The organism is Martinezella rhizogenes (assembly GCF_027460065.1).
In the GTDB taxonomy this organism is placed as follows: domain Bacteria; phylum Pseudomonadota; class Alphaproteobacteria; order Rhizobiales; family Rhizobiaceae; genus Agrobacterium; species Agrobacterium rhizogenes_C.
Genome location: NZ_JAPYZZ010000014.1, coordinates 30,840 through 52,147, shown reverse-complemented (window position 1 = coordinate 52,147; position 21,308 = coordinate 30,840). Strand labels below are relative to the sequence as shown.

Annotated in this window: 12 protein-coding genes; 6 read left to right on the top strand and 6 right to left on the bottom strand. The window is 60.0% G+C overall.

Annotated features, from left to right (window positions below; all coding sequences use genetic code 11):
- Positions 1 to 74: 74 nt before the first annotated feature.
- From O8B93_RS19770 to O8B93_RS19750, 5 genes are all read right to left on the bottom strand, one after another.
- On the bottom strand, positions 75 to 5,267 hold the full coding sequence (locus O8B93_RS19770; protein WP_269711605.1) for a beta strand repeat-containing protein: 5,193 nt from the start codon (positions 5,265 to 5,267) through the stop codon (positions 75 to 77).
- 166 nt (positions 5,268 to 5,433) lie between these two features.
- Positions 5,434 to 6,591 (bottom strand): UDP-galactopyranose mutase, encoded by a 1,158-nt coding sequence (gene glf / locus O8B93_RS19765; RefSeq protein ID WP_269711604.1) that lies wholly within the window; start codon positions 6,589 to 6,591, stop codon positions 5,434 to 5,436.
- A 101-nt stretch (positions 6,592 to 6,692) separates the two neighbouring features.
- The gene (locus O8B93_RS19760; protein WP_269711603.1) at positions 6,693 to 8,738 is read right to left on the bottom strand and encodes an O-linked N-acetylglucosamine transferase, SPINDLY family protein; all 2,046 of its coding nucleotides are present in this window, start codon (positions 8,736 to 8,738) and stop codon (positions 6,693 to 6,695) included.
- 534 nt (positions 8,739 to 9,272) lie between these two features.
- On the bottom strand, positions 9,273 to 12,242 hold the full coding sequence (locus O8B93_RS19755) for an ice nucleation-like protein (protein WP_269711602.1): 2,970 nt from the start codon (positions 12,240 to 12,242) through the stop codon (positions 9,273 to 9,275).
- 756 nt (positions 12,243 to 12,998) lie between these two features.
- The gene (locus tag O8B93_RS19750) at positions 12,999 to 13,898 is read right to left on the bottom strand and encodes a LysR family transcriptional regulator (protein WP_269711601.1); all 900 of its coding nucleotides are present in this window, start codon (positions 13,896 to 13,898) and stop codon (positions 12,999 to 13,001) included.
- A gap of 118 nt (positions 13,899 to 14,016) precedes the next feature.
- On the opposite strand from O8B93_RS19750, the gene O8B93_RS19745 reads away from it, so the two are divergent.
- From O8B93_RS19745 to O8B93_RS19720, 6 genes are all read left to right on the top strand, one after another.
- Entirely contained in the window at positions 14,017 to 14,949 is a 933-nt protein-coding gene (locus O8B93_RS19745; RefSeq protein ID WP_269711689.1) for a VOC family protein, read from the top strand.
- Positions 14,950 to 15,087: 138 nt separating this feature from the next.
- Positions 15,088 to 15,777: a hydrolase gene (locus tag O8B93_RS19740; protein WP_269711600.1), complete on the top strand. Its 690-nt coding sequence runs from the start codon at positions 15,088 to 15,090 to the stop codon at positions 15,775 to 15,777.
- Positions 15,778 to 15,850: 73 nt separating this feature from the next.
- Positions 15,851 to 16,141, top strand: a complete 291-nt coding sequence (locus tag O8B93_RS19735) for a XapX domain-containing protein (protein ID WP_269711599.1) — start codon at positions 15,851 to 15,853, stop codon at positions 16,139 to 16,141.
- Positions 16,141 to 18,123, top strand: coding sequence for an amidohydrolase (locus O8B93_RS19730; RefSeq protein ID WP_269711598.1), 1,983 nt, complete (start codon positions 16,141 to 16,143; stop codon positions 18,121 to 18,123). Before O8B93_RS19735 ends, O8B93_RS19730 begins: the two co-directional genes overlap by 1 nt.
- 190 nt (positions 18,124 to 18,313) lie before the next feature.
- Positions 18,314 to 18,754: a DoxX family protein gene (locus tag O8B93_RS19725; RefSeq protein WP_269711597.1), complete on the top strand. Its 441-nt coding sequence runs from the start codon at positions 18,314 to 18,316 to the stop codon at positions 18,752 to 18,754.
- Positions 18,751 to 20,349, top strand: a complete 1,599-nt coding sequence (locus O8B93_RS19720; RefSeq protein WP_269711596.1) for an MFS transporter — start codon at positions 18,751 to 18,753, stop codon at positions 20,347 to 20,349. The genes O8B93_RS19725 and O8B93_RS19720 overlap by 4 nt, the downstream gene beginning before the upstream one ends.
- Positions 20,350 to 20,404: 55 nt before the next feature.
- On the opposite strand, the gene O8B93_RS19715 is transcribed toward O8B93_RS19720, so the two are convergent.
- Positions 20,405 to 21,187 (bottom strand): pyrroline-5-carboxylate reductase, encoded by a 783-nt coding sequence (locus O8B93_RS19715; RefSeq protein ID WP_269711595.1) that lies wholly within the window; start codon positions 21,185 to 21,187, stop codon positions 20,405 to 20,407.
- Positions 21,188 to 21,308 lie beyond the last annotated feature (121 nt).

Sequence of the window (21,308 nt, the reverse complement as noted above, 5' to 3'; positions counted from 1 at the left end):
CCTTGCGGAGGCGCCCGTTTCCTTTTTTAGCGTTTCGCGAACAATCCTGTCCGCTGTGTCAGGGGAAGGACCGCTCAGACATCAAGATAAGACAGGATGGCTGAGGCGACGTTGGACGCGTCCTGCGCTGTGGTCGACGTCTCGACCGATCCGTTGGTATTGCCCGTATTGTCTTGCGCCGAAGGCGTCGCGTCGGTGGTTGAGAGGAAGGAAGCGATCTCCTGCACGGAGCTGTTTGTCGGCTTGCTGCCGTTCAACGCCGTCACCTGCGCCGATGTCATGGCGGCGATCTGGCCGGGCGTGAAGGCCGCGGCCTGGGAAGCCGTGAGGCCAGCGAGTGTGCTGGTGCTCAATCCCGGTATCGCGCTTGAACTCAGGCTGATGATCTGTTCGGCGGAAAATGTCGTGAGGTCGTCTGCGCCAAGCGCAGCGGCCTGCCTTGCGCTGAGAGCGCTGACCTGGGATGTCGATAATGCGCCGATTTGTGCAGCATCCATTGCCGCGATCTGGCCGTAGCTCAGTGAAGCCACCTGACCTGTCGTCAGAGCGGCTATCGACTCTGAAGACAGGGCCGCGACGACGGTGTTGGACAATCCCCTGATGGCTGTTGAGCTGATCGCAGCAAGTTCGCCGGTGGAGAATGTTTCCATGTCCTCCATCGTCAGCCCGGCCAGTCCGGATGAGCTCAGTGCGGCGATCTGGCTGGTGGAAAGCGCTTCGATCCCGCCCTTGCCAAGAGCATCGACCTGCTCGCTGGTCAAGCCGGAAATGCCCGCCGTACTCAGGGCCGCAACCTCTGCCGTGGAAAGCGTGGCGATAAAGTTGGTGGAGAGCCCCTTTATCGCGCCAGCGCCAATGGCTGCGAGTTCCTCCGGTGAGAAGGTCTCCAGCATGTCCGTAGACAGTCCGTGAAGGGCATCCGAATTCAACGCCGCTATCTGACGGGTGGATAAGGCTTGGACCTGCTCGACGCTCAGGGCACTGGCTTGGGCGCTGCCCAAGCCCGCGACAGCCTTGGCGTCAAGAGCGGCGATCTGGCTTGTCGTCAGTGCGGCAATGCCGGCCGCGCTGAGCGCCGCAACCTGTCTGGAGGTGAGGGCGCCGATCTGCGCGTTGGTAAGGCCGTTCAACTGGCCGGCGCCGAGGGCGGCAATCTGCTCGGTGGTAAGACCCGATACGGCCGCCGTGCCAAGGGCCGCGATCTGCGCGGTCGTCAGGGAGGCGATGGTCGACGCCGACAAGCCTGCGACCGCACTTGAACCGATCGAGGCTATTTCGGCGGTGGTGAAGATATCAAGATCATCGGCACTGAGGGCCGCAATCTGTTTCGAACTAAGGGCCGCGATCTGGACACTTGTCAGGGCTTCGACCTGACCGGGGCTCAGGGCCGCGATCTGATCCGTGGTAAGCCCCGCCACGCCCGCTGCGCTGAGAGCGGCCATCTGGGCTGATGAAAGCGAGCCGATGCCGGAAACGCTGAGTGCCGTCACCTGTTTTGAGGTGAGGGCGGCGATCTGCGCATTGGTGAGGGCATCCACCTGACCGGTGCCGAGGGCGGCAATCTGGTCGGTTGTCAGGCCCGCCACCGCCGCTGTGCCGAGCGCCGCGATCTGCGCCGTCGTCAGGGATGCGATGGTCGATGCCGGCAGGCCGGAGATCGCGCCAGAACCGATAGCGGCCATTTCCGCGGTGGTGAAGATAGCGAGATCACCGGCGCTGAGAGCCGCAATCTGTTTCGAATTCAGGGCTGCGATCTGGGCACTGGTCAAGGCCTCGACCTGGCTGGTGCTCAAGGCGGCGATCTGATCCGTCGTGAGGCCCGCCACCCCTGCGGCGCCGATGGAGGCTATCTGTGCCGCTGAAAGCGAGGCGATATCGCTGACCTCAAGTGCCGCAACCTGTTTGGAGGTGAGGGCGCTGATCTGGGCATTGGTGAGGACGTTGACCTGTTCGCTTGTCAGCGCGGCGATCTGTCCGGTGCCCAGCCCGCTGATACCGGCCGAACTCAAGGCCGCGATCTGTGCTGTCGTCAGCGATGCCACCGTGTCCCTTGATAGGCCCGCAACCGCATTCGAACTGAGCGCGGCAATATCCCCGGTCGAGAAAGTCGCTATGTCGTCCGTGCCCAGAGCCGCGATCTGCTTTGCGCTGAGAGCCGCGATCTGGCCGCTGGTCATCGCCCCGACCTGATCGGTACTCAGGGCGGCGATCTGATCGGTGGTGAGACCCGCTGCGCCCGCAGCGCTGAAGGCGGCGATCTGGCCTGTCGAAAGTGCCGCGATGTCGCTCACATCAAGTGCCGCAACCTGCTTTGAGGTGAGCGCGGCGATCTGGGTATTAGTGAGGACGTTGAGCTGATCGCTCGTCAAGGCCGCGATCTGCCCGGTGCTCAGTCCGCTGATACCGGCCATGCTCAGCGCGGCGATCTGGGATGCCGCCAGCGACGCTATGGTGTCCTTTGAAAGGCCGGTGATCGCACTCGCACCGAGCGCGGCCATGTCCCTCGTCGAAAAGGTTGCGATATCGTCCGCGCTCAGAACGCCGACCTGTGTCGAGCTGAGAGCGCCGACCTGAACGGTGGTCAACGCCTCGACCTGAGCCGTCGTCAGGGCCACGATCTGCACGGTGCTGAGCGCCGCGATGCTTTTCACATTCAGTGCGGCGATCTGGCCTGTCGTCAGCGACGCTATGGTCTCCGCGGAGAGGCCTGCAATCGCATCCGAATTGATCGCGGCAATATCCTTGGTCGAGAACGTGGCAATATCATCCGTGCTCAAGGCGGCGATCTGCTTCGAGGTGAGCGCGCTGACCTGCGTGGAGGTCAAGGCCTCGACCTGAGCGGTCGTCAAGGCCGCAATCTGCGCGGTGCTCAGCGCATTGACGCTTTGCGTGTTCAGAGCGGCAATCTGGGCAGTCGTCAGGGAGGCGATGGCCTCCGCCGACAGTCCCGCAATCGCACTCGAACTGATCGCAGCGATATCCTTGGTGGTGAATTTCGCGAGATCTTCCGTCCCCAGTTCGGCAATATGCATGGAGCTGAAATTGAGGATCTGCGCACTTGTCAGGGCTTCAACCTGGGCGGTGCTGAATGTCGCCACTTGCTGCTTGCTTAACCCGGAAATACCCGCGGCGCTCAGGCTGGAAATCTGTGCCGTTGAAAGAGCCGATACGGCCTCGGTGCTGAGCGCCGTAATTTGTGCCGCACTCAACATTGCCATTTGCCTGCCCGATAGCCTGGAAATCTGCTCGGTGCTGAGCGCTGCGATCTGGCCGGTTGAAAGTCCAGTTATGCTTGACGTGTTTATGGCCGCAATCTGGGCCACGGAAAGCGATGCGATGTTGCCGGCGCCCATCGCCGTTATCTGTCCCGAGCTGAGAGCCGCGATCTGGGCCGTGGTCAAGGCCGAGACCTGATCGGCGCGCAGGATTGCAATCTGTTCCGGGCTCAGGCCCTTGATGCCCGCTGCACTCAGTACGGCGGTCTGGCTGGTGGACAGGGCAGCGACATCGTTACCCAGGGCTGCGACCTGCGCCGAACTCAATGCCTTGATCTGCGTGGCGGACAAAAGGCTGACCTGGCTGCCGCTCAAGGCTTCGACCTGATCGGACGTCAGGCCCGCAATCGCGCTGGCGCCGAAGGCGGCGATCTGAGTGGCGGTCAGTGCTGCGATGACATCCGTGCTCAAGCCCGACATGGCCTTGCCGGCAATCGCGGCGAGATCGGCGCTCGAGAAGGTCGCGAGATCCTCCACGCTCAGGGCAGCGAGTTGCGTTGAACTCAGCGATTTCACCTGAGTCGGGGAGAGGGCCGCGACCTGATTGGTGCTCAGGGCTTCGATCTGGTCGTCTGTCAGGCTGGCGATCGCACCGGTTGTCAGGGCGGCGATCTGGGCCGTGGTCAGCGCGGCGATTGCGCCCGTGCTCAGGCCCGATATTGCCTTGCCGGCAATCGCCGCGATATCGGCAGTTGAAAATGTCGCTATGTCATCCGGGCTCAGGGCCGCAATTTGTGTCGAGTTCAGCAGCTTCACCTGTGCCGCGGAGAGGGCCTCGACCTGCCGGGTACTGAAAGCTTCGATCTGATCGGCTGTCAGGCTTGCAATCACGGCGGTACTGAGGGCGGCAATGTGAGTGGCGGACAGGGCCTCGACCTGACCAGCGCTCAGGGCCTGGAACTGTGCCGAACTGAGGGTGTTCAGCTGGGCCGTCGTCAGCGCGGCGATCTGATCCAGCGTCAGAGTGCTGATCGCCTCCGTGTTCAGGCGGGACATGGCTGCGCCCGTGATCGCGGCAATATCGGCGGTGGAGAATGTCGCGATATCTTCCGCGCTGAGGACCGCGAGTTGCGAGGCATTGAGCGACCGCACCTGTAACGGTGACAGGGCTTCGACCTGGCTCGTGCTCAAGGCCGCTATATGGGTCGTTTTAAGTGCGGCAATCTGCGCCGTCGTCAAGGCGGCGATCTGATCGGTGCTCAAGGCCTCGATCTGCTCCGTCGTCAGGCCGGCAATCGCGCTTGCATTCAGGGCGGCTATGCGATCCGCCGTCAGTTCCGCGATTGCCTCGGTGCTCAGGCCCGCTATGGCCTTGCCGGTAATAGCGGCGATGTCGGCCGCGGAGAAGGTGGCGATATCGTCTGTTCCGAGGGCAGAGAGCTGAAGCGAGCTCAACACCCTCACCTGTGTCGGGGTCAGGGCTTCGGCCTGCTGCGGGCTCAGGATCGCGATCTGTTCGGTGGTCAGGCTTGCGATGGCGCTAATGTTCAGCGCCGCGATCTGATCCGGGGTTAGCCCTGCTATCACCTCCGTGCCGAGGCCCGGCATGGCTTTGGCCGTAATCGCGGCCATGTCAGCGGTGGAGAATGTTGCGATATCCTCCGCGCTCAGCGCCGCAAGTTGCGCTGAGCTGAGAACGCGCACCTGGGAGGAGGTCAGGGCTTCCGCCTGATCCGTCGTCAAAGCGTGAAACTGGGTGGTCGTCAGCGCGGAAACCTGGCTCGCACTCAGACTTTTGATGGCGTATTGATCGAGAATATTGAGCTGATCGAGCGTCAAACCAACAATGGCACCCTGGGAAATGGCGCTTAGCTGTTGAGAGTTGAGGACTTTCACATCCTCCACATCCAATGCCGCGATTTGATCCGATGAGAGCGCCTTGATCTGCGTTGTGGAGAGCGACGCCACGTCCTCGGTCGTCCAGGCGGCGACCGCCTCTGTCGAGAGATATCTGATCTGATTGACATTCAGGGAAGCAATGATCGACGTCATGTCTGGAAAATCCTAAAGCCCAAGCCTCGACAGATGGATTTCCTGCCCCAGCCCCCGGAAGAGCATCGGTTACTCAGGTCCATCATTTTTCAGATGTTGAGTACGCAATCGGGCTTGCCTGAACCTTAAGTTGCGCTTTCACCGGCCGCTCTTTGCCATATTCGTCTCAGACGGGTGAATGCAGAAATGCCGGCATGGAGCCGCCCTCTGATCGTCTGGCGAGATAGAGCCGGGCGGTGTCGAGCGCTTCGCGGATGGTCGCATCCATGTCGAGATAACGGTAGGTCCCGAGCCGTCCGACAAAGGTGACCGACGCTTCCCGTTCGGCCCGCGCCACATAATCGGCGAGCTGTTCTTTGTCCTCAACCAGCCGGATGGGATAATAGGGGATGTCCTGCGGGCCGGATTCGCGGGAGAACTCCCGGTAGCAGACGGAGCCGGCATGGTCTTCCCACGGCGAAAAATGCTTGTGTTCGGTGATGCGGGTAAAGGGCACCGACACGTCGCCGTAATTCATCACCGCGCAACCCTGGTAGTCGCCGTCATAGGTGAACCGTTCGAAGTCGAGCGTCCGGTAGGCCAGGCGGCCGAATTCGAAATCGAAATAGCCGTCAAGCGGACCGGAGTAAAAGACGTGTCCGGAGGCCGGCGCTTCCGCGCGGTCAAAGCGCGTGCCGAGTTTTACCGTAATATTGGGGTGATCGAGGATGCGCTCGATCATGTCAGTATAACCGCTTTCCGGCATGCCTTGATATTTGTGGAAGAAGTAATTGTCGTCGTAATTAAAGCGCACGGGCAGGCGTTTCAGGATGGAGGCTGGCAGTTCCGTCGGCGAGCAGCCCCATTGCTTCTCGGTATATCCCTTGAAGAAAGCTTCATAGAGATCGCGGCCGACGAAGCGCAGCGCCTGTTCCTCGAAGGTCTGCGGATCGGTAATCGACTTGTCGGCTTTCTCCTCGATGAAGCTCCGCGCTTCATCGGGTCGGAAATTCTTGCCGAAGAACTGGTTGATCGTGTGCAGATTGACGGGAAGGGAGTAGACTTGGTCGCTGCTCGTCGTTTTGACGCGGTTCTTGTAGGGCATGAAGGTCTGAAAGCTGTTGACGTAGTCCCAGACTTCCCGGTCGTCGGTATGGAAAATATGCGGACCGTAAACATGCACCATGACGCCGGTTTCGCCGTCGCGTTCGGTGTGGCAATTGCCGGCAATGTGATCGCGGGCATCGATGATGTCGACCAGATGGCCCGCCAGCGCAAGCTCCCGGCCAATGACCGCGCCGGAAAGCCCGGCACCCACAATGACAATTCTTTCGTCCGCGATCATTGGTAAGTCAGTCCTGTTCGTCCATCGCCTCGCTGGCGGTCAAGATTTGCCGGGATGCGCCGCATGGCGCTTGTCCTGGCCCGTGCCGTTCGATCCCGCGCTCAATTGTCCGGTTTCTGCCAGAGGCGGCGGTCATAGGGGATCGGCGCATAATCGTGCCATTGCCGTAGCTTCTTCAGGTAGCGCTCGCGGTAGCTCTGTTCGTCCTCGAACTCGATGTTTTCCAGCAGCGCTTCCGCGCCCGCTTCATAATAAATATCGAGATTGCTGAGATCGGGCACCGGTGTCTCGCCGCGCTCGCATTCGCCCTGCATTTGCCAGAAGAGTTCTTCCAGACGCCGTGCGAGCGCAGGGATATCCCGCAGGACGCTTGTCTCGCGCTGCCGGGCGATCGATTCCCTGACCTCGAGAAGGCTTTGGCGGTCTCGTTCGAAACCGATGGCGCGGGCGACATAATCGTCCGGTGAAGAGCAGATCATTTCCGGCACGCCCGCCGCGGTGACGATGCTGCCGCAGAAGCGTGCGGCAAAGGTTTTGCCGGACATGGTAAGGACGGGCAGGCCTGAGGTTATCGCATCCGATGCCGTGGAATGTGCGCCATAGGGGAATGTGTCGAGAAACAGATCGGCAAGACCGATGCGGGCGATATGCTGCGGGTTCTGGGCCTTCGGCGCGAAGACGAGCCGCTCGGACGCAACGCCGCTCTTTTCCGCAAGGTCTCGCAGGCGTTGATTGACGTCGTCATCCCCCGTCAGCAGCCATAGCAGGCTGCCGGGCGTCTCCGACAGGATCGTCATCCATCGCGCGAAGCAGTTTTCGGTGATCTTCTGCATGCCGTTGAAACTGGCATAAACGAAGGCATCCTCCGGCAGTCCGACTTCGGCCCGGCTTGGCCGGGCGGCGATGGGCCGCTTGCGGTCCAGCGGCTGGTCGCAGGCGATGCGCAGCACCTTCTCGGAATAATAGATTTCGTTCTCCGGCGGGATCATGTAGCCGTCAGAGATCAGATATTGATGGAACGGGCTGCCCATCGATCCGGGGTAACCGCAGAAGCTGACGATGACAGGTGCAGGACGATGGGCGAAGATTTTCGCGCGGGCGTCCTTGGTGTAGCCATTCACGTCGATCAATATGTCGATCTCGTCGGCGATGATCTGTGCGGCGGCGGTGGCATCATCCACACCGTGAATATCCCGCCAGCAATGGACCGCGGCCTTGATGCGCGCCTGCGTGCTGTCAGTGCCGCGGACATTGCCGCAATAATAGGCGAAGACCTCAAGGCTGTCCTTGTCATGCAGTTCCAGAACTTCGCAGAGGGCGAAGCCGACGGCATGATCGCGAAGATCCGATGAGAGGTAGCCGACGCGCAGACGCTGCCCGGTGCCGGATTTCCGTTTCGGCGACCTGCGCGGAAAACGGCTGAGGTCCGGACGCGCGCCGATCAGCGTTTTGCTGAGGCGGTAAGCCTTGGCCAGCTGGAATATCGGGTCGTCGGCGTAACAGCTGAGCGTCAGCGACGACATCGCGTCGAGCATCTTGCGCGCGGGAATGTGGCTCGAAGGAGCGAGGACGGGCCATTTGCACTGGCGCTGCCGCAGGGATGCCCAGTGCTGGCCGGCTTCCGGCAGTTCCGGTCGCAGTTCGAATGCCTGCAGCAAAGCGGTCTCGGCCTCCTCAAGCTTGCCTGCCCCTTCGAGAACACGGCCCATGTTCTGCAGGGTCATATGCCGATGGCCGATCGTCTCGGCGTCGACATTTTTCGTCGCCTCGGCATAATGCGACCATTGCTCCACCGCGTGGCCGATCAGCCCGGCATCTTCAAGCGCGCGCCCGAGATTGATGTGGCCGGGGGCAAATTCCGGATTGGCCTTCAGGCAGGCGCGGAACGCCTGTACGGCGCCTGCGCGGTCGCCCAGTTGGTTCAGCATGACGGCATAGTTGAAATAGGCGAGATGGATCGTCGGGTTATTGTCGTTGAATGCGACCCAGGTCTTGTAAAGCTCCGCAGCAGCGGCCTGCTGGCCGGCGGCATTAAGCGCCTCTGATACGCTCAACAGATCCATGAGGCTCAACCGTTGGTTCCGCGCGAGATCGAGGGCGCTGGGAGCGGCGGCGTCGTTTGAAGGAGAGGCGTGGTTGGCGGTCATGACATCCTGCGGCAAGGCGACAAAGGGTCGAAGATAAAACAGCCTGTTGATGGGCCATCTTTAGCTATCGCAGATAACTTGCCTGTGGCTGGATGTGTTGAAGGCCGGATTGCTTGCCCGGATCGGTAGCTGGTCCGGAGAGGTGAAGTTAAACGGCTGTCCTGGAGGCACTGGTACAGTCATGCCGAGCGACATATTGCTCACATGTTCTGCGGATGAGAGTGTTTCATCCTGTCGTTCGTCCCGGTGACGAAAGGATTGATCCGACAAACACTGCCGATGTATTTTTCTGCCAAGTACCGGAAAGAATGCGCGATATATTTATCGCCCATGCCGAGGATATACATCACGGGTTCGTCGTGAGAATACTGTTGTGTGTCCCGCCGAAAAGATTGGCCATGCTGACGGCCTGGTGGCGATGGACATTTGCTCGGACAGATACTGAAGAGCCTTCCGAACCATTCGCAATGAAGAGCCCAAAATGACCACGACGCGGCTTTGGGCCGCGTCGTGGATTGTCTTGTCTCTTAAGTCTTATACGGTCTTGTAGGCTTTGATGACCGCTTCGACCTGGGCGTCGTTCATGACCTTCAGCTGCTGAGCCGAAAGTGCTCCAGCCTGCGCGCTGCTGAGACCGCCAATGGCCGCCGTGGAAAGACCGGCAATGGCGTTGGCGCCAATGGCCTTGATCTCATCGGTCGAGAACAGGGCCAGTTCGGTGCTGTCGAGCGTTCCGACCTGCGCAGAGTTCAGACCTGCGACCTGCTCGGATGTGAGGGCCTTGATCTGGTCGGTCGAGAGTGCTGCGAACTGCGTCGTGGACAGCGCTGCGGCCTGTGCCTTGCTGAGCGCGGCGATGTTGCCGGTGCTGAGCTTGGTGGCATCGAGACCGCCGAGAGCCTTGGCGGTGATTGCCTTGACCTCTTCCGCCGTGAAGGTGGCGAGGTTTGCGGAGTTGAAGGCGTTGAGCTGCGTCGACGACAGGCCGGCAATCTGGGTCTTCGTCAGTGCTGCTGCGTTGTCGGTGGTAAGCGCCGCAAGAGCCGCAGTAGACAGACCTGAGACGGCATTGGCGCCGATGGCCTTGATCTCATCCGTGGAGAAGAGAGCCAGTTCATCGCTGCTGAGCGTCGCAACCTGGGCGGAGGTGAGGCCGGCGACGTGATCGGAGGTCAAAGCCTTGATCTGGTCGGTCGACATGGCTGCAAACTGTGCCGTCGAGAGCGATGCCGCCTGGGCTCTGCTGAGGGCGGCAATGTTGCCGGTGCTGAGCTTGGTGACGTCGAGGCCGGCCAGCGCCTTGGTGCTGATGGCCTTGATCTCGTCTGCCGTGAAGGTAGCGAGGTTCGCGGAGTTGAAGGCATTCAGCTGTGTCGAAGAGAGGCCGGCAATCTGGGTCTTCGTCAGTGCGGATGCATTGTCCGTGGTCAGGGCAGCCAGAGCCGCAGTAGACAGACCGGCAACGGCATTGGCGGCGATGGACTTGATCTCGTCGGTGGAGAAGAGAGCCAGTTCGTCGCTGCTCAATGTTGCAACCTGAGCAGAGTTGAGGCCGGAAACCTGCTCGGAGGTGAGGGCCTTGATCTGGTCAGTCGACAGGGCTGCAAACTGCGTCGAGGAAAGCGATGTAACCTGTGCTTTGGTCAGCGCGGCAATGTTGCCGGTGCTGAGCTTGGTGACATCGAGGCCAGCGAGAGCCTTGGTGGTGATCGCCTTGATCTCGTCTGCCGTGAAGGTAGCGAGGTTCGCGGAGTTGAAGGCATTCAGCTGTGTCGAAGACAGACCGGCAATCTGGGTCTTTGTCAGAGCGGATGCATTGTCGGTGGTGAGGGCAGCCAGGGCGGCGGACGAAAGTCCGGCAACGGCGTTCGCACCAATGGCCTTGATCTCATCGGTGGAGAACAGGGCCAGCTCGTCGCTGCTGAGCGTCGCAACCTGGGCAGAGTTGAGGCCGGAAACCTGCTCGGAGGTGAGGGCCTTGATCTGATCGGTCGACAGGGCCGTAAACTGAGCCGTGGAGAGCGCCGAAACCTGTGCCTTGCTGAGGGCGGCGATGTTGCCGGTGCTGAGCTTGGTGACATCGAGGCCGGCCAGCGCCTTGGTGCTGATGGCCTTGACTTCGTCTGCCGTGAAGGTGGCGAGGTTAGCGGAGTTGAAGGCGTTGAGCTGCGTTGACGACAGGCCCGCAATCTGCGTCTTCGTCAGCGCGGTTGCATTGGCGGTGGTAAGTGCTGCCAGAGCGGCTGTAGAAAGGCCAGCGACAGCATTGGCGCTGAAGGCGCCGATCTCGTCGGTGGAGAAGAGAGCCAGTTCGTCGCTGCTGAGTGTTGCAACCTGAGCGGAGCTGAGACCTGCTACCTGATCAGAGGTCAGAGCCTTGATCTGATCGGTCGACATGGCTGCAAACTGTGCCGAAGACAGCGATGCGGCCTGGGTTCTGCTGAGAGCGGCGATGTTTCCGGTGCTGAGCTTGGTGACATCGAGGCCGGCCAGCGCCTTGGTGCTGATGGCCTTGACTTCGTCTGCCGTGAAGGTGGCAAGGTTGGCGGATGTCAAAGCATTCAGCTGTGTGGAAGACAGACCAGCAATTTGGGTCTTCGTCAGTGCCGCAGCATTGTCGGTGGTGAGGGCAGCCAGGGCGGCGGAGGAAAGGCCGGCGACGGCGTTCGCGGCGATGGCCTTGACCTCGTCTGTGGAGAACAGGGCCAGTTCATCGCTGCTCAACGTTGCGACCTGAGCGGAGCTGAGGCCTGAAACCTGCTCGGAGGTGAGTGCCTTGATCTGATCGGTCGACAGGGCTGCAAACTGCGCCGTCGAAAGCGCCGAAACCTGTGCCTTGCTGAGCGCGGCGACATTGCCGGTGCTGAGCTTGGTGACATCGAGACCAGCGAGGATCTTGGTGCTGATCGCCTTGACTTCGTCTGCCGAGAAGGTTGCAAGGCTGCCGGAGGTCAGCGCATTGAACTGCGTGGAAGACAAGGCGGAAATCTGTGTCTTTGTCAGCGCGGCTGCGTTGTCGGTGCTGAGAGCAGCGATAGCTGCCGTGGAAAGACCCGCGATGGCATTGGCGCTGATCGACTTGATCTCGTCTGTGGAGAAGAGAGCCAGTTCGTCGCTGCTGAGCGTCGCAACCTGAGCGGAGCTGAGGCCTGCGACCTGAGACGCGCTGAGCGCCTTGATCTGGTCGGTCGACATGGCGTCAAGCTGGCTGGCATAAAGTGCCGTGACCTGAGACGAAGAAAGGCTGCTGACTTGGGCGGAGCTCAGTTTTGCCATCTGGGTGAGTGTCAGGCCCTTGACAGCGGTTACCGAAATGGCGCGGAGGTCTTCGGAGCTGAAAAGAGCAAGGTTATCCGTGCTCAAAGAGGCGATCTGGGAGGAAGAGAGAGCCTTGATCTTGGTGCTATCAAGAGCGTTCACGTCTTCCGACGTCAGGCTGGCGATCGTGGACGTGGAAAGTTTGGAAATCTGCACCGCAGACAATGAGGAGAGGATCGAAGTCATGAACGTGTCCTTTACCGAATGGTGAATGGTCACGCCTATCTGCCGCCAGACACTGCCCATGATGACAGCGATCCGGCATCCGCAAATAAAGCGAAATTGTGGAGAACATGGCTCATGTGAACCTGCGCTGGAAACGCTTCATGCAATTCGAGCCGGAGATCGGACCCGGATTTTCCACGCTAGCTTGTGCGAATGCCGCTAATAATTTCTTGCCGCTTACGAAGCTCGCGACGTGCGTGTCATATCAGGCGAACATTTAAAGCCGAGTTAATATTTGAGGTGGCGCCATCTATTCTTGGGATATGCATATTTTAGATTCTAGTGAAGTATAAAATAGAGCGGACAAATGTCGGTTTGGCCATTTTCCACTGCCTGACGCCAGATGCGTTCGCTATCGTATAAGTAGCATGACTTCAGGAGGGCGGGGGTATCGGGTTCTGACTGCCGGTCTCGCTATAAATTGAAAGATGATGCTTTATAGGCGGCGATGAGCTTATGTAACGCTTGCCAGTTGCGGTTGAAAATTCGTTTTTTTCTTCATTCTCTGCGCTGTATATCTGGATTTTTAAAATCGGAAGCTGTTTTCGGGCCATGACAATGCTTTAGCCCGGCAGATGCGAACAATGGGCTGATTCAGCCATGCTCTGATGACGTCATTCTGCAAACGGGCGTAGAAAGAGCCTTCCGGCTATTGGAGCCGGATCGCTTTTGTAACCGTCGCTCTTCCGCGCTTCGTCATGGTGTAATGTGCCGGCTTTAGTCCAGCGTCACCATATGGGACGCCAGCTGTTCCTCGAAGAATTTCGAGAAGGTGGCGATGCGGGGCGGCAGGGTCTGATAGGGCGGATAATAGAGCGTCAGCCAGAGTTCCGGTGGGGCCCAGCCCGGCAGAACATGGACAAGTCGGCCACTGCGGATATGTTCGGCTATATTGAATCCGGGCAGCATGGCTACGCCTGCGCCATCGGCTGCCATATCGGCCAGAACCTCGCCACTATTGGCACTGAAGGCGCGACCGGCAGTTATGGTGATGCTCGATCCGCCATCCGAGAGGATCCAGTTTTCCCGCCGGCTTTCACCGCTATAGGCAAGGCAATCGTCAGGGGTAAGGTCGCTTGGATGTTTCATCTGCGTGAACCGGCTGCCCGGTGCCGCCACCAGGATTCTCGGCACGGCCCTGATCTTGCGCCAGATGGTGAATTTGTCTGACGGGGCCGCCGAAATGCGGATCGCCAGATCGTAGTCGTCATCGACAATATTGACCATGCCGTCCGACAGGGAAATCTCGAAGCACATTTTCGGATACAATTCCCGGAAACCCGACAGGATCGGCGGCAGTACCGTCTTGCCGAGCCATGTCGGCGCGCTGATCCTGAGCCGCCCCTCATCGGCCTTGTGGGCGTTGCGGACATCGCGCCGGGCATTCTCCAGCGCCTCGACTGCGGGCTGTATCTGCGCGGCGAAGACGGCGCCATCAGTGGTCAGGGATACCTGCCGTGTGGTGCGGACGAATAATTGCACACCGAGGTCACATTCGAGCGCGGCAATGGCGCGCGTGACGCCGGCGGCCGTCATGCCGAGTTCGCGGGCGACCTGCGCGAAATTACGCTTCTCGGCCGCCATCAGGAAGATTTTGAGAGCTTTGTGATCGTTCATCGCATTATTTCAAAAATCGCAATTCATTCGAGAGGAATATTGCAATTCCACGATGTGATCAAGCGGGATACATCTTTGTCCATCGAAACAAACATAGCGACCACGAAAGGCGCCGATGATGATCAAGGATATCAAGGGCCTGCACCACGTTACCTCGATGGCGTCGGATGCGCGGCAGAACAACAGCTTTTTCACCGATACGCTCGGCCTGCGCCGGGTGAAGAAGACCGTCAACTTCGACGAACCCAGTGTTTATCATCTGTATTATGGTGACGAAACGGGAACGCCCGGCACGGTCATGACCTATTTTCCTTTCGACCACATGATGGCGGGCCGCCCCGGTGTGGGCGAGGTGGGCGAGACCCAGTTCTCCATTCCGAAGGGTGCCATGGGTTTCTGGAAAGACCGGCTGATTGCAAAGGGTGTCGCCGGCGTTCAGGCCGATACGGTCTTCGGTGCCAATCGCCTGCGCTTCGTCGGCCCCGATGGCGATGGGCTGGCGCTGATCGAGACGGCAGATGACGCACGCGCCGCCTGGCAGGCCGAGGGCATTTCCGAAGAGAACGCCATCCGCGGTTTCTCCGGTGCACGCTTCAATCTCAATGACACGGCTGCGACTGAAGAACTTCTTCGCTTCATGGGATATGAGCGGGCCGATGCCGAGGGTCATGTGACGCGTTACATCATTCCCGGCGGCAATGGGGCCGATACGATCGATCTTGCGACCCTGCCGAATACGCCCTTTGCCCGCCAGGGAGCAGGTTCGGTCCACCATATCGCCTTTGCGGTCGAAAACCGCGAAAAGCAGCTGGAAGTGCGCAAGGCCCTGATGGATACTGGCTATCAGGTCACCCCCGTCATCGATCGCGATTATTTCTGGGCGATCTATTTCCGGACCCCGGGCGGGATCCTGTTCGAGATCGCAACCAACGAACCCGGTTTCGACCGCGACGAGGATACGGCTCATCTTGGCGAAGCGCTGAAGCTGCCCAGCCGCTACGAGCCTTTCCGCAACCAGATCGAAGCGAACCTGGTGTCGCTCGCCGCATAGGCGGATCGCTGATCCGTATCGACTGACCATACCATTCCGCCTTCTTAAGACGGCTGCCCCTGACGGGCAGCCGGCCGGCGAAGCCTTGTCAATTTCACCGCCGTAGACCGGCAATCACCACCTGAACGGAGAACCACCATGTCGAAGCTTGAAGTCCTTACCCCCGCCAACAGCCAGTTGATCTTCATCGACCAGCAGCCACAGATGGCTTTCGGTGTACAGTCGATCGACCGCCAGACCCTGAAGAACAATGTCGTCGGCCTCGCCAAGGCGGCAAAGATCTTCAACATCCCGACGACCATCACCACGGTCGAAACGGAAAGCTTCTCCGGCAATACCTTCCCGGAACTGCTCGCGGTCTTCCCGGAAAACGATATTCTCGAACGGACCTCGATGAATTCCTGGGATGACCAGAATGTCCGCGACGCTCTGGCGAAAAATGCCGCTAACGGTCGCAAGAAGATCGTCGTCTCCGGTCTCTGGACTGAAGTGTGCAACACCACCTTCGCACTCTCGGCGTTGCATGATGTCGCTGATTACGAGATCTACATGGTGGCCGATGCGTCTGGCGGCACCTCTCTCGATGCGCATAAATATGCCATGGATCGCATGGTGCAGGCGGGCATCATTCCCGTCACCTGGCAGCAGGTGCTGCTGGAATGGCAGCGCGACTGGGCCCGCAAGGAAACCTATGACGCAGTCACCTCGCTGGTGAAGGAACATTCCGGCGCCTACGGCATGGGCATCGATTATGCCGTCACCCATGTCCATGGCGGTACAGAGCGCGTCAAACACGGCAAGCGTATTGGCCCGAACCCCGCGAAATAAGCTTTCAACCATGCCACGCCGGCGGGATTAATATCCCGGCCGGCGCGGCTTTATCCATCCAAAGGAGGTTTCCATGAAAGTCTATCTTCTGTCCCTTGGCGCCGGCCTGCTGGTCGGCATCGTCTACAGCCTGCTTAACGTGCGTTCGCCTGCGCCGCCCGTCATTGCGCTTGTCGGTCTGCTGGGCATATTGGTCGGAGAACAGATCATCCCCCTCGCAAGGACGATCATCGACAGGGAACCGGCCGCCGTTTCGTGGTTCAACCAGATCAAGCCGCACATGTTCGGCCACATGCCCAAGGGTGGTGCTGAAACCACTGATCTCGCGCAGACACAGCAGCCGACCAACCGGGAGAAAAGCTGATGCCGACGCGACGCACTTTCCTCGGCGCGGCATCCAGCCTCGCCTTTCCGAATCTGTTTTCACCGGCTAAGGCCGCTGATCCCATCAAGAGCGGAGCTTCGTCCATGCATCCAGATACCATCCTTCATAATGGCCGCGTCACGACACTTGATCGCGGCAATCCGAATGCAACGGCAGTCGCCATCAAGGATGGTCTGTTTCTTGAGGTGGGAAGCGATGCCGAGGTCATGGCCCTTGCCGGGCCGGAAACGAAGATCATCGACCTCAAGGGCAAGCGCGTGCTGCCCGGCCTGATCGACAACCACACCCACGTCATTCGTGGCGGCCTGAACTTCAACATGGAACTACGCTGGGACGGCGTTCGCTCGCTTGCCGATGCCATGGACATGCTGAAGCGCCAGGTGGCAATCACGCCGGCCCCGCAATGGGTGCGCGTTGTCGGTGGTTTCACCGAGCATCAATTCGTTGAAAAGCGTCTGCCGACCATCGAGGAAATCAATGCGGTGGCGCCGGATACGCCGGTCTTCCTTCTGCATCTTTATGACCGGGCGCTGCTGAACGGTGCAGCCCTGCGCGCCGTTGGCTATACCAAGGATACGCCGAACCCGCCCGGCGGCGAGATCACCCGCGATGCCAACGGCAATCCCACCGGCCTGCTGCTCGCCAAGCCGAATGCGGGCATTCTCTATTCGACGCTCGCCAAGGGACCGAAACTGCCGCTCGACTATCAGGTCAATTCCACCCGCCACTTCATGCGCGAGCTGAACCGGCTGGGTGTGACCGGCGTGATCGACGCCGGTGGCGGTTTCCAGAATTATCCTGACGATTACGAGGTGATCCAGAAACTGTCGGATGAGAACCAGATGACGGTTCGGTTGGCCTACAACCTCTTCACGCAGAAGCCGAAGCAGGAGAAAGAGGATTTCCTCAACTGGACGTCATCGGTCAAATACAAGCAGGGCAACGATTATTTCCGGCACAATGGTGCGGGTGAAATGCTTGTTTTTTCCGCTGCCGATTTCGAGGACTTCCGTCAGCCGCGGCCGGATATGCCACCGGAGATGGAAGGCGAACTCGAAGATGTCGTCCGGATTCTGGCGGAAAACCGCTGGCCCTGGCGTCTGCACGCCACCTATGACGAGACCATCTCCCGGGCACTGGATGTTTTCGAAAAGGTCAACCGGGATATCCCGCTCGAAGGCTTGAACTGGTTCTTCGACCATGCCGAAACCATCTCCGATCGCTCGATCGACCGCATCGCCGCCCTTGGCGGCGGCATCGCCACCCAGCACCGCATGGCCTATCAGGGCGAATATTTCGTCGAACGTTATGGCCAGGGCGTCGCAGAGGCGACGCCACCAATCGCGCGGATGCTGGAAAAGGGCGTGAACGTTTCGGCGGGCACGGATGCAACGCGCGTTGCCTCCTATAATCCGTGGGTGTCGCTGTTCTGGATGGTGACCGGCAAGACCGTTGGCGGCATGCAGCTTTATCCGCGCGCCAATTGCCTCGACCGTGAAACGGCGCTGCGCATGTGGACCGAAAAAGTCACCTGGTTCTCGAACGAAGAAGGCAAGAAGGGCCGCATCGAAAAAGGGCAGTTCGCCGATCTCGTCGTGCCGGACAAGGATTATTTCTCCTGCGCGGAAGATGAAATCTCCTTCCTCACCTCGGAACTGACCATAGTGGGTGGCAAGATCGTTTACGGTGCAGGCGACTTCAGGGTGCTCGACGAGAGCAATATTCCGCCTGCCATGCCCGACTGGTCGCCGGTCCGCACCTTCGGCGGTTATGCCGCCTGGGGCGAGCCGCAGGGTGCCGGAAAGAACTCGCTGAGACGCGCCGCCATCAGCTCCTGCGGTTGCGCCAGTGATTGTGGTGTTCATGGTCACGACCATGCCGGTGCCTGGACATCGAAACTGCCGATTGCCGATCTGAAGGGCTTCTTCGGCGCATTGGGCTGCTCCTGCTGGGCGGTCTGAGCCTGGTCGACAAGGAAATCCAACGGGCGACGCATGTCGTCGCCCGTTGCCTGGAAAAGAATGTTGCAGATTATGCAATTATATCGAAACTATTGATGCAATTGTTGGCGTCAATCCTTTGCGCCAATATCGCTCCATCAGATGAACGCAGCGCCGGACACATCGACGGCCAGATCGCAGGAGCCTTAAAATGACCGACCCATCTTCGACCCTTCGCCTTCGCGGGCTTCTTGCTCAAATCGTCGCCGCGCCCGTTACACGCACCGTGGCTCTTCTGGCGCTTTGTTCGGCCTATATTGAGGGGCCGCTCACCAAGATTTTCGATTTCCCCGGCGCGATTGCCGAGATGAACCATTTTGGCCTGCGGCCAGCGGCGGCATTTGCCGTCTTTGTCATTATTTTTGAACTCACCGCCTCCGCCATGGTGGTATCGGGTGTCCTGCGCTGGGCGGGTGCTCTGGCGCTTTCGGGCTTCACGCTTCTTGCGACCTTCATCGCCCTCCGGTTCTGGGAAATGGCGCCCGGCATGGACCGCATGATGGCCACCAACGCCTTCTTCGAACATCTCGGCCTGGCCGGCGCCTTTGTTATCGTCGCTGCAATCGATCTCACGAAAGGAACAGGCAAATGAGTGCCGCAAAATCCTCCGCGAGCAGCTTTGCTCCTCTTGCGCAACCGGTTTTCGCCGTCCTCTGGGCCGCGACGGTGCTCGGTAATACCGGCAGCTTCATGCGTGATGTCGCCAGTTCATGGTTGATGACCGATCTTTCGGCATCACCGGCGGCGGTCGCCTTGGTCCAGGCGGCCGGAACCTTGCCGATTTTTCTTCTGGCGATCCCGGCCGGCGTGCTGACCGATATTCTCGATCGCCGCAAATTCCTGATTGCGGTCCAGCTGCTGTTGGCCTCGGTCAGCGTCACCCTCATGGTTCTCGCCCATACCGGCATGTTGTCCGTTAGCGCCCTGATCGGCCTCACTTTCCTCGGCGGCATCGGTGCGGCACTGATGGGGCCGACCTGGCAGGCGATCGTTCCGGAGCTGGTAAAACGCGAGGATGTCAAAAGCGCCGTGGCGCTGAACTCGCTCGGCATCAACATCGCCCGTTCCATCGGCCCCGCTGTCGGCGGCATCCTGCTTGCGGCCTTCGGTGCGGCCTTCACCTACGGTGCCGATGTCGCCAGCTATTTCGTTGTCATCGCCGCTCTTCTGTGGTGGCCGCGAGCCAAGAACGCCAATGATGCGCTGCAGGAGAACTTTTTTGGCGCATTCCGGGCAGGTCTTCGTTACACCCGCGCCAGCCGGCCGCTGCATGTCGTCCTGCTGCGGGCTGCGATCTTCTTTGCTTTCGCCAGTGCCGTCTGGGCGCTGTTGCCTCTGGTCGCCCGGCAATTGCTAGGTGGTGATGCGAGTTTCTACGGTATCCTGCTCGGCGCCGTCGGGGCCGGTGCGATCGGCGGTGCGCTGGTCATGCCGAAACTGCGCGCCCGTTTCGATGCCGATGGCCTGCTTCTGGGTGCCGCCATCATCACCGCGCTCGTCATGGCCGGGCTGTCATTCGCACCGCCGAAATGGCTTGCCATCATCATCCTGTTGTTCCTCGGCGGCGCCTGGATCACGGCACTGACAACGCTCAATGGCGCAGCCCAGGCAATCCTGCCGAACTGGGTCCGGGGTCGTGGTCTGGCGGTCTATCTCACTGTCTTCAATGGGGCGATGACGGCGGGCAGCATTGGTTGGGGTGCCGTGGGTGAAGCCGCCGGTGTGCCGGGCACGCTGCTGATCGGTGCAGCCGGTCTCTTCATTGCCGGCCTCGTCATGCATCGGCTGAAACTGCCTGCGGGTGATGCGGATATGGTGCCGTCCAACCATTGGCCCGAGCCACTCGTCGCCGAGCCTGTAGCCCATGATCGCGGCCCGGTTCTGATCCTGATCGAATATACTGTCGAGAAGCATCACCGTTCGGCCTTCCTGCATGCCTTGGACGAACTCTCCCAGGAACGCCGCCGCGATGGAGCCTATGGCTGGGGCGTCACCGAAGACTCCGCCGATCCGCAGAAGATCGTGGAATGGTTCATGGTGGAATCCTGGGCTGAGCATCTGCGCCAGCACAAGCGGGTTTCCCATGTCGATGCGGATTTGCAGGGCAAGGTGCTTGCTTACCATTCCGGGCTGGAAAAGCCTGTCGTGCGCCACTTCCTCACGATCAATCGTCCAGGAAAAGCATAAAACAGAAAGGGGCCGAAAGGCCCCTTTTTCGTTCTCGTTTTTTTAAGCCCGCCGGTTATTGCGCGATCCGCTCCATCACCCGGCTCAATGCCTCTTTCAGCGCATTGGAACCGCCATTTCTGTCGAAGTCCTGCATGACCTGCTCGTTGAGGCCGCCCTTGGTGGCGAATTCGCGGCTCATCTCGGTGAAATCAGCCTTTCCGCCTGACAGCACGGCCACGTCGGAGAGACCAGCAAAGAGGGGCGTGACATAGGCCCGCGCCTTTTCTTCCGGCAGGCCGTTCTCCGCCAGCCACTCCGTCGTCGTTTGCATGAGACCAAAATAGGTGGCCATCAGCGCGCTGGCGGCGGCCAGAAGGTCGTATTCCGCTTTCGTTGTGCATTCCACCGCATTACCGAGCACGTTGAAGATCGCGGCGGTATCCGCATCAGCGGGATAAATGGCGGTAACGCCCTTGCGCCGGGCGACGAAGGGCAGCGGGATCGCTTGGGTGAGCCGCACATCCGCGCCGATCCAGTCCAGAAGCGCGTCTCGGCTGGTTGCAGCCACGACGCTGATGACCTTCTGCCCGTCCCGGAACCGCAGAGGCCGGATGACCTCTTCGGCGATCTGCGGGCGGATTGCCAGCATGACGGTATCGCAGCCATCGACGATCATCTGATTGTCACCGGAGATGATCACCTGCGGAAAATCGGCGGCAAGTCTGGCCGAGATATCCACACTGCGCTGGGACACCATGACATGCGGTAAGGCGGCGGGCTTGGCAAGCAGGCCGCGCACCATCGCATCGGTGATGGCACCCGTTTCGATGAAACCGATTTTCTGGGGAAGGGACATGAATACTCCACTGCGGCGAATGGGCCGACAGAGGCATCGGCCGTGTCATTTTTGTCCAATGCTAAATTTTCCGCCGGGAATTGTCGACAAGAAGAGGGCGTTAATTTGCAATTGAAACGAA